10 protein-coding genes are annotated in these 13,416 nt (G+C 65.5%); 6 read left to right on the plus strand and 4 right to left on the minus strand.

Annotation, left to right across the window (positions count from 1 at the left end; all coding sequences use genetic code 11):
* Window positions 1-101: 101 nt before the first annotated feature.
* Together ACIBJI_RS38445 and treZ are read right to left on the minus strand one after the other, a co-directional pair.
* On the minus strand, window positions 102-1,352 hold the full coding sequence (locus tag ACIBJI_RS38445) for a serine hydrolase (protein ID WP_364353134.1): 1,251 nt from the start codon (window positions 1,350-1,352) through the stop codon (window positions 102-104).
* 99 nt (window positions 1,353-1,451) lie between these two features.
* Window positions 1,452-3,176 carry a malto-oligosyltrehalose trehalohydrolase gene (gene treZ / locus ACIBJI_RS38450; protein WP_397088018.1) on the minus strand — a complete coding sequence of 575 codons (1,725 nt, stop codon included), beginning with the start codon at window positions 3,174-3,176 and terminating at the stop codon, window positions 1,452-1,454.
* A 108-nt stretch (window positions 3,177-3,284) separates the two neighbouring features.
* On the opposite strand from treZ, the gene ACIBJI_RS38455 reads away from it, so the two are divergent.
* The 3 genes from ACIBJI_RS38455 to ACIBJI_RS38465 all read left to right on the plus strand — a co-directional run bounded on the left by ACIBJI_RS38455 (window position 3,285) and on the right by ACIBJI_RS38465 (window position 5,907).
* Window positions 3,285-3,899, plus strand: coding sequence for a class I SAM-dependent methyltransferase (locus ACIBJI_RS38455; protein WP_364353140.1), 615 nt, complete (start codon window positions 3,285-3,287; stop codon window positions 3,897-3,899).
* Between the two features lie 47 nt (window positions 3,900-3,946).
* Window positions 3,947-4,519, plus strand: coding sequence for a TetR/AcrR family transcriptional regulator (locus tag ACIBJI_RS38460; protein ID WP_364353143.1), 573 nt, complete (start codon window positions 3,947-3,949; stop codon window positions 4,517-4,519).
* A 188-nt stretch (window positions 4,520-4,707) separates the two neighbouring features.
* Window positions 4,708-5,907, plus strand: coding sequence for a Cmx/CmrA family chloramphenicol efflux MFS transporter (locus ACIBJI_RS38465; protein ID WP_397088020.1), 1,200 nt, complete (start codon window positions 4,708-4,710; stop codon window positions 5,905-5,907).
* Between the two features lie 542 nt (window positions 5,908-6,449).
* Here the strand turns inward: ACIBJI_RS38465 and dnaE are convergent.
* Entirely contained in the window at window positions 6,450-10,001 is a 3,552-nt protein-coding gene (gene dnaE / locus ACIBJI_RS38470; protein WP_364353153.1) for a DNA polymerase III subunit alpha, read from the minus strand.
* Window positions 10,002-10,214: 213 nt separating this feature from the next.
* Complete coding sequence (locus ACIBJI_RS38475) at window positions 10,215-10,613, minus strand: DUF3052 family protein (protein ID WP_364353156.1); 399 nt, start codon at window positions 10,611-10,613, stop codon at window positions 10,215-10,217.
* 180 nt (window positions 10,614-10,793) lie between these two features.
* Between ACIBJI_RS38475 and ACIBJI_RS38480 the strand changes: the two genes are divergently transcribed.
* The 3 genes from ACIBJI_RS38480 to ACIBJI_RS38490 all read left to right on the plus strand — a co-directional run bounded on the left by ACIBJI_RS38480 (window position 10,794) and on the right by ACIBJI_RS38490 (window position 13,312).
* Window positions 10,794-11,993 (plus strand): histidine kinase, encoded by a 1,200-nt coding sequence (locus ACIBJI_RS38480; protein ID WP_396959319.1) that lies wholly within the window; start codon window positions 10,794-10,796, stop codon window positions 11,991-11,993.
* A 156-nt stretch (window positions 11,994-12,149) separates the two neighbouring features.
* Window positions 12,150-12,947, plus strand: coding sequence for a LytTR family DNA-binding domain-containing protein (locus ACIBJI_RS38485; RefSeq protein ID WP_364353162.1), 798 nt, complete (start codon window positions 12,150-12,152; stop codon window positions 12,945-12,947).
* Window positions 12,944-13,312, plus strand: coding sequence for a hypothetical protein (locus ACIBJI_RS38490; RefSeq protein ID WP_364353165.1), 369 nt, complete (start codon window positions 12,944-12,946; stop codon window positions 13,310-13,312). Before ACIBJI_RS38485 ends, ACIBJI_RS38490 begins: the two co-directional genes overlap by 4 nt.
* The last annotated feature ends 104 nt before the right edge of the window (window positions 13,313-13,416 follow it).

Below are 13,416 nucleotides of genomic sequence, written 5' to 3' on the forward strand. Positions count from 1 at the left end.
GACCGCCGGAATCGCCACACAGGCAGAATCACAGTGCCGAGAGAATCGTCAGTGCCAGCCGCCGAAATCCCCGGCGCTGGCACTTGCTGGCGGATTGTGGATTACGCGGCTTCAGGCGTCTCGATCATGGGAGCAGTCCGGCGGGTCGCGCGTAGGCCCGTCATGACCATCGGCAATAGCCAACCGGCCGCGGCCTGGTCGAAGCTCAGCTGCGCGGCCGAGAGGCGGTTGTGCACGAATCCGACGGATAGGCCGAGGCGGGGTTCGGCCCAGCCGAAGGAACCGCCGAGGCCGATATGACCGAAGCCGCCGTGTGCACCGGGCATCGGCAGGGAGTGGTAACCGAGGCGCCAGAGCATGGGGGCGTAGAACAGCGCGCGGTCGAGCCGGTAGGTCCGAATTCGACTGAGCGCCTTGATGGTTCGCGGTGTCAGGTACGGCACGCCGCCCGCCATACCGCCATTGGCCAGCGCGCCGTACATGGTGGCCAGGGCGGGTGCGGTGCAGACACCGTTGCCCGCACCGAGTTCGGTATCGAGAATTCGCGGGAGTTCGCCCTCCAGGATGGTCTCCAATCCGGGCAGGAACAGGCACCGCGCCGCAGCCCCGAGCGCACCCGGCAAACCATAGCTGCGACCCAAAACCCTTGTGCTGACCGGCTTTCCGATCAGGCTGAGCTGAGAGCCCGCCAGCGGCGCATAGACGGTCGACGATTGCGCGGACGGCTTGCCCAGATGCAGGCCGTCGATGCCGAGCGGTTCGGCGACCTCGGTGCGAAACAGCTCCGCCATCCCCTGTCCGGTAATGGCGCGGGCCAATCCGGCCAGCAGCCAACCGAAGGTCAGTGCGTGATAGGCCGGGGTGCCGAGCAGACGATCGGGTTTCGCGGCGGCGAGACGCTGCTCCATCAGCTGGTGGTCGAGCACATCCTCGAGTCCGGCCGCGATCGGATTGAGGCCACCGAGTCCGGCGCTATGCGTCATCACCTGACGAATGGTGATATCGCCCTTGCCGTTCTGGCCGAACTCCGGCCAGTACTCCGCCATCGGCGCTTCATAGTCGAGCAGACCACGATCGGCCAGCCGGTGGATGACCGTCGCGGTGATGCCCTTGGTGGCGGAGAAGATGATCGCGCCGGTGTCCTGGCTCCAAGGCTTGTCACCCGCGCTCCCGGTCCAGATATCGACCAGCGGCTCACCGTGCAGATGTACGGCCAACGCGCCGCCCGCCCCCCGGCGGTACCCGAAGACCTTCGCGAATGCGCGTACCAATGGTGCGAATTCGGCGGCGGCGCTGCCACCCATCCCATCGGGGAGATTCGCTAGGTCCCCGGGTGAAGCCACGTTGCTCATATTCCAAAGGTAATGGCGCTGGTCACACTCGGCAATGTTGTGTCTCGGACAGTTACATTCAGCGGGTTTTCGGCAATCGCGATCCGAGCTGGGGTTCGGCTACGCGCCCGCGAGTATCACGAACGAATGGCCCGGTATCTCCGTCGTGGAAACGCCTTCGGTCGCGGGTTCCCACGACAGCAGCGAAAGACCAACGATAGGCACGCTGACCTGCTCTTCGGAGAGATTGCACAGCAAAGTCAGCGGGCCCCGGCGCACCGCGATCCAGCGGGCATGCTCGTCATAGTCAACAGATACACGCGTGAGCCACGGGTCCGTTATTTCGGCCCGCTCACGTCGCAAACCGATCAGCTTTCTATAACAGGACAGTAGCCGTATGTGGCGAGCATGTTCGAGTTCGGACCAATCCAGCTTGGACCGGAGGAAGGTTTCAGGGTCCTGCGGGTCCGGAACCTCGTCACTGTCCCAGCCGTGTTCGGCGAATTCGTTCTTACGGCCGGTGGCGGTGGCGGCCGCGATCACCGGATCGGTATGCGAGGTGAAGAACTGGAACGGGGTGCGCGCACCCCACTCCTCCCCCATGAACAGCATGGGCGTGTATGCCGAAAACAGCACCAACGCGGCCTTGATCGCCAACTGTCCGTCGCTCAGGTAGGCGCTGGGACGGTCACCGATCGCCCGATTGCCGATCTGATCATGGGTGCAGGTGTAGGCGAGCAACGCGCTCGCCGGGACAAGTCGCGTGTCGATCGGACGGCCGTGGATGCGGCCGCGGAAGCTGGAATACGTTCCGGCGTGGAAGAATCCGCGCGTCAGTGTCTGGGCAAGACAGCGCAGCGAACCGAAATCGGCGTAGTAGCCCTGATGTTCACCGGATACCGCGGTGTGCACCGCGTGATGCAGGTCGTCGTTCCATTGGCCGGTAAGGCCGTAACCACCCGCCGCGCGCGGGGTGATGAGCCGCGGATCGTTGAGGTCGCTCTCCGCGATCAACGTCAGCGGTCTACGCAGATGTGCGGCAAGGGATTCGGTGTCGGTGGCGAGTTCGGCGAGCAGATGGGTGGCGGTGCGATCGACGAGTGCGTGCACGGCATCCAGGCGCAGTGCGTCGATATGGAAATCGCGCAACCAGCGCAAAGCGTTCTCGATTATGAAACGGCGCACCGGGTCCGAGGCAGGGCCATCGAGATTGAGGCTCTGACCCCAGGTATTGCGGCCCTCGGTGAGATAGGGCGCGAAGCGGGGCAGATAGTTGCCGGAAGGGCCGAGATGGTTGTAGACGACATCAAGGGCGACCGCCAAACCCTTTGCATGGCAGGCATTCACGAAGCGCTGCAAACCATCGGGCCCGCCGTAGGGCTCGTGCACCGCATACCAGAGCACGCCATCGTAACCCCAATTGTGGCTGCCGTCGAAGGCATTGACCGGCATCAACTCGACCATGGTGACGCCGAGTTCGACCAGGTGGTCGAGGCGCTCGACGGCGGCGTCGAAGCTGCCCTCGGGGGTGAAGGTGCCCAGATGCAGTTCGTAGATGATCGCACCCGCCAACGGGCGACCGTTCCAGTCCGCATCGGTCCACCCGGCGGGATCGAGGGCGTGCACCGCCGAGCGGCCGTGCACGCCGTCGGGCTGCCGAGCCGAGCGCGGATCGGGCAGGACGGTCGGGTCGTCGTCGAGCAGGTAGCCGTACCGCATGCCTGGCACGGCGAGCACTTCGGCCCGCCACCAACCGTCGCCGGACCGCGTCATCGGATGCACGGCGCCATCGACCTCGATACGCACCCGTTCCGGTCGCGGGGCCCACACCTCGAACAAGGTCACCGAGCCAGCATCGCATGTCGCCGGTCATGCGGCCCGTCGACATCGGAACGCGCCCTTTCGACCAGCTGACCATTGCCTGCGGCGCGCGGACCCTGACAGAGTGAGTGGATGGGCATCTATAACGATCAGGTCGTGCCGCGACTGGTGAATCTGGTCTGTGGGGCCAAGATGAACAATCCGCAGCGGGAGCGCGCCTGCGCCGGGCTGCACGGGCGCGTGCTGGAAATCGGCTTCGGATCGGGGCTGAATATCCCCTTCTATCCGGCCGCCGTCGAGTCGGTCAGCGCCGTGGAGCCCGCCGACCTCGGCTGGCGCCTGGCGGATAAGCGGCTGACCGGGGCCACCGTGCCGATCGAACGCGCCGGGCTCGACGGTCAGTCGCTGCCCTTCGCAGATAACAGCTTCGACTCCACACTCTCGACCTGGACGATGTGCACCATTCCGGATATCGCGGCCGCGCTGGCCGAGGTGCGCAGGGTGCTCGTCCCGGGCGGGACCCTGCATTTCGTCGAACACGGGCTTGCGCCGGATCCGGGCGTCCAGGCGTGGCAGCACCGGTTGAATCCGATCGAGAAGGCGATCGCGGGCGGATGCAATCTCGATCGCAATATCCGCGGCACCGTCGAGAGCGCGGGATTCGAGATCCGCGAGCTCGACGAGTTCTACGCGGACGGACCCAAATTTCTCGCGGCCCTTTCGCTCGGAGTCGCGATCTCGCCGTAGCCCAGCCATATTGGACCAGTTAGTTCAAAACGTGCTAGCGTCAACCCATGGCACGACCTAAGGCATTCGACGAGGACCGGGCGGTGGACGCGGCCATGCGGGCGTTCTGGTCCGCGGGCTACGAGGGCACCTCAACCCAAGACCTCTGCGATGCAACAGGTTTGGGCCGCAGCAGTATCTACAACACCTTCACCAGTAAGCACGAGCTGTTCGACCGGGCACTGCGGCGGTACATGAATAGCAAGAACGCCTCGATCTTCGAAGTGCTCGACGGCGACCTGCCCGCGCGGGCGAAGATCCAGACGCTATTGCGTCAGACCATCGACGCACCGGCCGACGACCCCGTCGGCTGCCTGGTGGTCAACTCGACGGTCGAGTTGGCACCGCGCGATCCAGCCGTGGCGGCGACATTGCGCGCCGACCTGGAGCGCAGGCTCGACGCACTGACCGCGGTTATCCGGGCAGGTCAGCGGTCCGGCGAGATCGATGCGGGCAAAGATGCTCGCACGCTAGCCCATTTCGTGATCACCACGATCAGCGGTATGCGCGTCGCGGCGCGCGGCGGAGCCGATAAGGACACCCTGGAGGCCATCGCCACAACCGCATTGCGCGTGCTCTGAGACCAACCTCGGCCACCACCAAGATTCACAGGTCTTGCGAGGTGGCCGCCCCATTAGCGCCACCGCTGCAACGGATTCCGTTCGCACGAACATGGGCAAGACCACCGGTGTGTCCGGCACGCCGACGCAAGCGCCGCATTCCTTTGTCAACATTTTGAACTGATCAATCCAAAATAAGAGAGGGTCCCATGCCACTCGCCGTCTACATACTCGGGCTATCGATATTCGCCCAGGGCACCTCGGAGCTGATGCTCTCCGGCCTGCTCACCCAAATGGCCGCCGACCTCGGCGTCTCCATCCCCCAAGCGGGCCTGCTGATCTCGGCATTCGCACTGGGCATGCTGGTGGGCGCGCCAGCGCTAGCCGTAATCACCCTGCGCTGGCCACGCCGCACCGCACTGCTGACCTTCCTCGGGGTGTTCATCGCCGCGCATGTGGTGGCCGCGCTGACCCCGGGCTACTGGGTGCTCTTCGGAACCAGGGTGGTCGGCGCATTCGTCTACGCCGGATTCTGGGCGGTCGCCGCGACCACGGCGCTGAGCCTGGTAGCGGAGAACGCGCGCGGTCGGGCAATGAGTATTGTCGCGGGCGGGCTGACCGTGGCCAATATCGTCGGGCTCCCGGCGGGTACGGTGATCGGCCAGCATCTGGGCTGGCGGGCCGCATTCTGGACGGTGGCCGTGCTGTCGGCGCTTGCCATGGCCGGGGTAGCGGCCAAGATTCCCGGCGGACGTCCCGCCGAGGTGCCGAACCTGCGCCGCGAACTGCGAACCATGATCAATCCGCGCCTCTGGCTGTCCTACAGCACAACCGCACTCTCGACCGGCGCGCAATTGGTGACCTTCGCCTACCTCGGCGCACTCCTGTCCCGCACCACCGCAATCGCGGAGAGCTGGATTCCCTTGGTACTCACGCTGTACGGCATCGGCGCGCTGATCGGCATCACCGTCGGCGGCCGGACCGCGGATGCCCATCCGTTCCGCGTACTGACCATCGGCATGATCGGGTTGATCATCATCTCGGCAGTGCTGGCGCTGACCGCGACCATGCCCGCACCGGTCGTAATCCTCGTATTCCTATTGGGCGCCTTCGGATTCGCCACGAATCCGGCACTGAACACCCGAGTATTCGCATTGGCCGGGGCTGCACCCACCCTCGCGACCGGGGTCAACTTCTCCGCATTCAATGTCGGCATCACCATCGGCCCATGGCTCGGCGGCCTGGCCATCGGCAGCGGCCTCGGCTACCCCTCGATCGCCTGGATCGGCGCTGCCCTCGCCGTCGCGGCACTGGCCACCGTCACTTGGGCGGCGGCGCTACACCGCCGGGGCCAGCAAGTCGACACCATCGGACCAGCGGATCGGGCAACGGCCGAGCTTACCGTCTGAAACGCATAACCCCAGGTGGAAATCATCGCCTGAATCGGGCGCGGTCCGCGCGGTGCGGCACGGGCCACCGTTGGTTGGGCGGCCGCGCTACACCGCCGGACCCAGCGGGTCGGGACGGTCAGCCCGGTGGATTGCGCCATGATCGGGCTCACGGTCTGAATACGCACCATCGCAACGCTTCTCGATCGGACCCCGCCGACAGTGAATATCGCGCGGACTGCTCGTCGCCGCAACTGCCCGAACCCGTGCGCGGGTTCGGGCAGTTAAGCGTTTCGCCCGGTCCCGGTGGACTACTCGTACCCGCGCACCGTCTTCGCGTCCCGCCCAGATTCGCGCCGAAAACACGCACGGATCTCCGAAATGCGGCGGCCGCTGGCGGCCGCGCCGATGCTGCGGACGGTGCGGCCGTCGAGGAGGGGCGGCACCGTCGAGGAGGGCGGCACCGTCGAGGAGGGGCGGCACCGTCGAGAAGGGGCGGCCGCCAAACGAAACGTGCGCGTAGCCGCCGCAATCGCCGACGCTACCGATTCAGACGAACTGCGTCAGCCCGCGAGGCAGCCCGGACCGAGTAGGGCCTTCAGGTCGCCCATCAGGGCCGAGGACGGTGAAACCCGCAGGCTGTCATCCAATTTCCACAGTGACGTGTTGTCGCGTGCGCCCACGTGGCGGACGTGGACGTCCGCAGTGCCCGGATGCCTGGACAGGATGCGCTTGAGTTCGCCGATCTTGTCCTGTGTGCACAGGCGCGTCGGCATGACAACCGCCAGCGGCTTGGCCACACCGATAGAGGAGAGGTCGGGGACGGCGAGATCATTGGCGATCAAGGAGATTCGGTCATCACGTACCGATACTCTGGCCTTCACCAGCACGACCGCGTCCTCCACCACATCCGCGCCGTACACCGAATAGGCCTGCGGGAAGAACAAGACCTCGATACCACCGGTCAGATCCTCGATCTGCGCCGAGGCCCAGGCCAGGCCGTTCTTATTGATGCGGCGGTTGACCGAGGCGAGGATGCCGCCGATGGTCACCTGGGCGCCATCCTTGATATCGCCCTCGAGAATGGCGGGAATAGCCGTATCCGCCTGTGCCGCAAGCACATGTTCGACGCCGTTGAGTGGATGTCCGGACACGTACAGGCCGAGCATTTCCCGCTCGAGCGCCAGTTTGTGCTTGGTCTCCCACTCGTCATCGGGCACCTTGACGTTGAAGATCGAGGCCACCGATTCGTCGCCGTCATCGAGCCCGCCGAACAGATCGAACTGGCCGATCGCCTCGGCCTTCTTGGTGGACATCACCGCATCGATGGCATCGGAGTGCACCAACAGCAGGCCCTTGCGCGGATGTCCGAGCGAATCGAATCCGCCTGCCTTGATGAGGGATTCGGTGACCTTCTTGGTGCAGGCGATGGCATCGATCTTGTTCAGATAGTCCGAGAAATCGGTGAACTTCGACTTCTCCTTGCGCGCCTGGATGATCGAGGAGACAACATTGGCGCCGACATTGCGCACCGCGCCGAGGCCGAAGCGGATGTCCTTACCCACCGAGGCGAAGTTCATCTCGGATTCGTTGACATCCGGCGGCAGCACGGTGATGCCGAGGCGGCGGCAATCGGACAGGTAGACCGCGGCCTTGTCCTTATCGTCGCCGACGGAGGTGAGCAGGGCCGCCATATATTCGGCGGGATAGTTCGCCTTGAGATATGCGGTCCAGTATGAGATCAGGCCGTAGGCGGCGGCGTGCGATTTGTTGAACGCGTAACCGGCGAACGGAAGGATGGTGTCCCACAGCGCCTTGATGGCCGCCTTGGAATATCCGTTGGCCTGCATGCCCTCCTCGAAGCCCTCGAACTCCGCGGCCAGCACCTCGGCCTTCTTCTTACCCATCGCGCGGCGCAGAATATCTGCTCGACCGAGCGAATAGCCGGCCACTTTCTGCGCGACATGCATGATCTGCTCTTGGTAGACGATCAGGCCGTAGGTCTCACCCAGGATCTCCTTGAGCGGCTCCTCCAGCTCCGGATGGATCGGCTTGACTTCCTGCCGATCGTTCTTGCGGTCGGCGTAGTCGTTGTGCGCGTTCATGCCCATCGGGCCGGGGCGATACAGCGCGCCGACGGCCACGATGTCCTCGAATGCGGTCGGCTGCATGCGGCGCAGCAGATCGCGCATGGGTCCACCATCGAGCTGGAATACGCCGAGAGTTTCGCCGCGGGAAAGCAATTCGTAGGTGCGCGCATCGTCGAGCGGCAACCGGTCCATATCCAAGTCGATGCCGCGGTTGGCCTGGATATTCTCCAGCGCGTCGCCGATCACCGTCAGGTTGCGCAGACCGAGGAAGTCCATCTTCAGCAGGCCGATGGCCTCACACGACGGATAGTCCCAGCCGGTGATGAGCGCACCGTCCTGGGGGCGTTTCCAGACCGGGATCGCGTCGGTGAGCGGATCACAGGACATGATGACCGCGCAAGCGTGCACACCCGCATTGCGGATCAGGCCCTCGAGGCCGCGCGCTGTTTCGTAGATCTTGGCGACATCGGGATTGCTCGCGATGAGTTCGCGAACCTCGGCGGCCTCCTTGTACCGCTCGTGTTCCGGATCGGTGATACCGGATACCGAGATGTCCTTGGCCATGATCGGCGGCGGCAGCGCCTTGGTGATCTGGTCGGCGATGGCGAAGCCGGGCTGACCGAACAGCACACGCGCCGAGTCCTTGATGGCGGCCTTGGTCTTGATGGTGCCGAACGTGATGACCTGGGCGACGCGGTCGGTGCCCCATTTCTCACTCGCGTAGCGGACCATCTCACCGCGGCGGCGATCGTCGAAGTCGATATCGATATCAGGCATCGACACACGCTCGGGATTGAGGAAGCGCTCGAAGAGCAGACCGTGCGGAATCGGGTCGATATTGGTGATACCGAGGGCATAGGCGACCAGCGAACCGGCCGCGGAACCACGGCCGGGACCGACGCGGATGCCGACCTCGCGAGCGTGATTGATCAGGTCACCGACGACGAGGAAGTAGGCCGGGAAGCCCATCTCCAGGATGACGCCGATCTCGTACTGGGCGCGGTCCAGATATTCCTGGGGCGCGCCGTCCGGGAAGCGTCGCCGCAGTCCGAGGTCGACCTCGCGGCGCAGCCAGCTGGCCTGGTCGTGGCCATCGGGCACCGGGAAGATCGGCATCCGGTCGCGGTGCTGCCACACCTCGTCATAGGGCTGCACCCGCTCGGCGATCAGCAGGGTGGAATCGCAGGCGCCGGGCACCTCCATATCCCAGATCGCCCGCATCTCCTCCGCGGACTTCAGGTAGTAGCCGTCGCCGTCGAACTTGAAACGCGTTGGGTCGCTGAGTGTTTTACCGGTCTGGATGCACAGCAGCGCCTCGTGGTTGGTCGAGGCGTCCTTGGTGACGTAGTGGCAGTCATTGGTGGCCAGCGGCCGGATCCCGAGTTTCTTGCCGACCTCGAGCAGCCCCTCGCGGACCCGGCGCTCGATGGACAGGCCGTGGTCCATGATCTCGAGGAAGAAATTGTCCGGTCCGAAGATCTCCTGCCATTTGGCCGCGGCCTCCAGGGCCTCGCGGTCGTGGCCGAGGCGCAGCCGGGTCTGCACCTCACCCGACGGGCAGCCGGTGGTGGCGATGATGCCCGCGGCGTGCTCGGCGATGATCTCCTCGTCCATGCGCGCCCACTTGCCGAGCTGACCTTCCAGGGAGGCCAGTGAGGACAGCTTGAACAGGTTGTGCAGGCCGGTCGCGTTCTCCGCGACCATGGTCATATGGGTGTAGGCGCCGGAACCGGAGACGTCGTCGCCCTTCTGACTGGGATCACCCCATTGCACACGCTTGGTGTCGAATCGAGAACCCGGTGCGATATAGGCCTCGATGCCGATGATCGGCTTGATATCGGCCTTCTTGGCGGAGTTGTAGAACTCCGAGGCCCCGTACATATTGCCGTGGTCGGTCATCCCGACCGCGTTCATTCCCAGCCGTTTCGCCTCGGCGAAGAGCGGAGAGATTTTGGCCGCACCATCGAGCATGGAGTACTCGGTGTGGTTGTGCAGGTGAACGAACGATCCGGACGAGGCGGCCAAGACGGTCCTTCCTCCCAAGGTCTCGACGGGGGTTGGTGTAGCGATTCTAGGGGTCCCCACCGACGAGTTCGGCTTCCCGCGCCGGGCTGTCGCAGGTGCCCGGCGTGTCGGTGGTGAAGATCACCGGCGAGTCTCGCGACCCACTATGCGGCTGTCCGATTTCCGCGACAGTGGGGTGGTCCGCGGATCGCTCGACACTACGCGAGCCATCGATCAAGCGCGCTTGCGCCAGACGAATTTCAAACCGGACCAATCGTTGTCGAGCGCGGCCACCTTCACATCCACGACGCCGATGGGCAGCAGCAGTTCGCGCAGATCGTTCTCGGCGATATCGCTGACGTGCCCGCCCGCCTTGCGCGGCCAGGCGATCCACAGCATCGCCCCTTTGGCCAGCCGGGCGGCGAGATCCGATGCCTCGTCGGCGAGTTCGGCATGGGTGCGGTAGAAGGCGAGCACCACCTCGGCCCGATCCGGCTGATCGGCGGCGATTTCCACTTCGGGCGGAAGCTCCGGGATCCGCCAGCCCGGCGCGGCATGCAGGAGCACCACTCGGTGGCCGGCCTTGATGCCGAGTTTCTTGGCCAAAGGGGTTCCGGAGTAGCCCGCCGTCATGGCACGACTGTATGCCGATGGGATTGCCTGGTGGACCTGTGCGTCAGTTCGGACTAGAGGGCGCGCATCGCTCGGCGCGGTCGTCGGCCCCGATCCGCGCGGTCGACCACGCACTCACCGCGGGCAGCGCCATAATCGGGCGATGGTATGGCAGCGGCAGAACCGGACAGCGGGGGTGCTGTGACCACCGCCGTTGTCGCGGTCGGTACGGCATGCGTGCTGATCGTCGGCGCGCTACTGGTGTGGTCTCGGACGCGCAGGGTGGTGACCACACCGGCCGAGCGGGCGGTCTACTCAGCGCTGCACACCGCATCGCTGGCCGCGCGGCCGCTGCGCCAGGGGCTCAACGATCGCTCCGCGCAGGAGGCCGCACCGCATCTTCGGATACTCACCGGAGCCGACGCGTTGGGGGTGGCCGATGCGGACGGCACATTGCTGGCTTGGGACGGGCCGCATTCGGATCTGGCCGAGCCCTTCGCCGATGCGGCCAGGCGGGCGGTGGCGACCGAGCGCCCGGTGCTGGTGTCAGGACCGGGTCGCGGCGAACATGCCGGGCGGACGCTGATCGCGCAGCCGCTGCTCATCGAAAACGCCGGGGTGGCAGGTGCTTTGGGGGTGGTTACCACCGGAAAGCCGGAACCAGGACGCCTGGGGGCGGTCGCCGAGGTGGCGCGATATGCCTGCGGACAGCTGGAATTGGCGGAATTGGACGCCTCGCGCGCCCGACTCGATCGGGCCGAGGTGCGCGCGTTGCGGGCCCAGATCAGTCCGCATTTCATCTACAACGCGCTCAATACCGTCGCGTCATTTGTGCGTACCGATCCCGATCGGGCGCGCGAGCTGATCCTGGAGTTCGCCGACTTCACCCGATATTCCTTCCGTGCCGCGGGCGAATTCACGGTGCTCTCGGACGAACTACGCAATATCGAGCGGTATCTGGCGCTGGAGCGCGCTCGGTTCGGTGATGCTTTGCAGGTGCGGTTGCAGATCGCACCGGAAGTGCTCGGCGTCGTACTGCCGTTCCTGGCGCTGCAACCATTGGTGGAGAACGCGGTTCGGCACGGCTTGGCCGGGGCGACACGCGGCGGCACGGTGACCATTGTCGCGGCCGATGCCGGTACCGACTGCGTGATCAGCGTCGAGGACGACGGCATCGGGATGGATCCGGATCTGTTGCGCTCCGGTGCCCTCGACGCCATCGAAACCGGAACCGGCCCGGCGGGCTCCGGCGAATCCGCCCATGTGGGCCTGGCCAATGTCGACGACCGCTTACGTGCCGCCTTCGGCAATGACTACGGTTTGATCGTGGAGACCGCCCCTGGCGCGGGCACCAAGGTCAGCCTCCGCGTGCCCAAATTCCGCGCGGGCATCCAGGCCTGACCACAGGTCACTTCGCACGGCGCACGACTGCGCGCCGCCACGACTGCGCGGTCTCACGGCCGCACTGACGAAGGCGCGCGTGGACCCGGTCCGATTCAGCCCTGGTCCAGGTATCCGGGCCGACTATGGAGGGGCTCCGCTTACCATGGAACGATTGTGACTCGGACCACCGACCACTCGGCCGCCGCACTGCGTGTGCTCGCCGTGGACGACGAGAAGCCCGCTCTGGATGAGCTGGTGTATTTGCTGCGCGCGCAGTCGGGGGTCGGTGACATCCACAGCGCGAGCGATGCGACAAGTGCGCTGCGGCTGATGCGGGCGCATCCGATCGATGCCGTCTTCCTCGATATCAATATGCCCGGGCTGGATGGCATGGAATTGGCGGGCATCCTGTCCGAGTTCGCGAACCCTCCCGCGGTGGTGTTCGTGACGGCGCACGATGATCAGGCGATCGCGGCCTTCGATCTGGGAGCGGTGGACTATCTACTCAAACCGCTGCGGGAGGCGCGGTTGACCGAGGCGGTGCGCCGGATCGTCACGGCGCGCGCGGCACCGGCCCCGGCGATCGCGGAACCGCGTGCCGACCCCAATGAAGTGATTCCGGTGGAATTGGGCGGAGTCACCACGCTCGTGCACCGATCGAGCGTGAGCTGGGTGGAGGCGGAGGGCGATTACGCCCGACTGCACACCAGTCGGGGATCCCATCTGGTGCGGATTCCATTGTCGGCGTTGGAATCCCGGTGGGAGAACGCGGGATTCCTGCGGGTGCACCGATCTTATCTGGTGGCGCTGCGGTTGGTGACCGGGCTGCGCTCGGTCGGCACCGGAACGGTGGTCCGGCTGCGGGCCGACGGCAAAGCCGCGGCGGTGGAATTGCCGGTGAGCCGTCGGCAGGTGCGGGAGCTGAAGCAGCGGCTGGTGCACGGCCCGCGACAGCAGTGGACGAATCCGTGACCACTGCCCAGCCGCGTCCGCCCAGACAGCGCGTCGTGCTCGCCGAACGCCGCGGCGCGCGACGCGTGCGGACCCGCACGGAAGTGGTCGAGCAGACCGAGATCGGCGAGGCGCTGATCGGCGGTCTGATTCGCGCGCAATTGGGGTTGGCGGTGCGCGTCGGGTTGGTCATGGTGCTCGTATTGTGTTCGCTTCCGGTACTTTTCCGGCTCGGGTCGGTGGGATCTTTTGTGCTGCTCGGGGTTCGGCTGCCGTGGCTGCTGCTCGGTATCGCCGTCTATCCGGTGCTGTACGGCGTCGGGCGGCTCTATGTCCGTCTCGCCGAACGCAATGAGCAGGACTTCCTGGAATTGGCCGAGGACTGACCTGATGTTTCGCGCCGCGACAACACTCGCGCACCGCCGCTCGGCCGAGCGCCCATGCGCCACGACATGTCGAATGGGCGGCAACTCGGTCGGCGGCGAGGAAA

This window comes from Nocardia sp. NPDC050408, assembly GCF_044458905.1.
Classification (GTDB): Bacteria; Actinomycetota; Actinomycetes; order Mycobacteriales; family Mycobacteriaceae; genus Nocardia.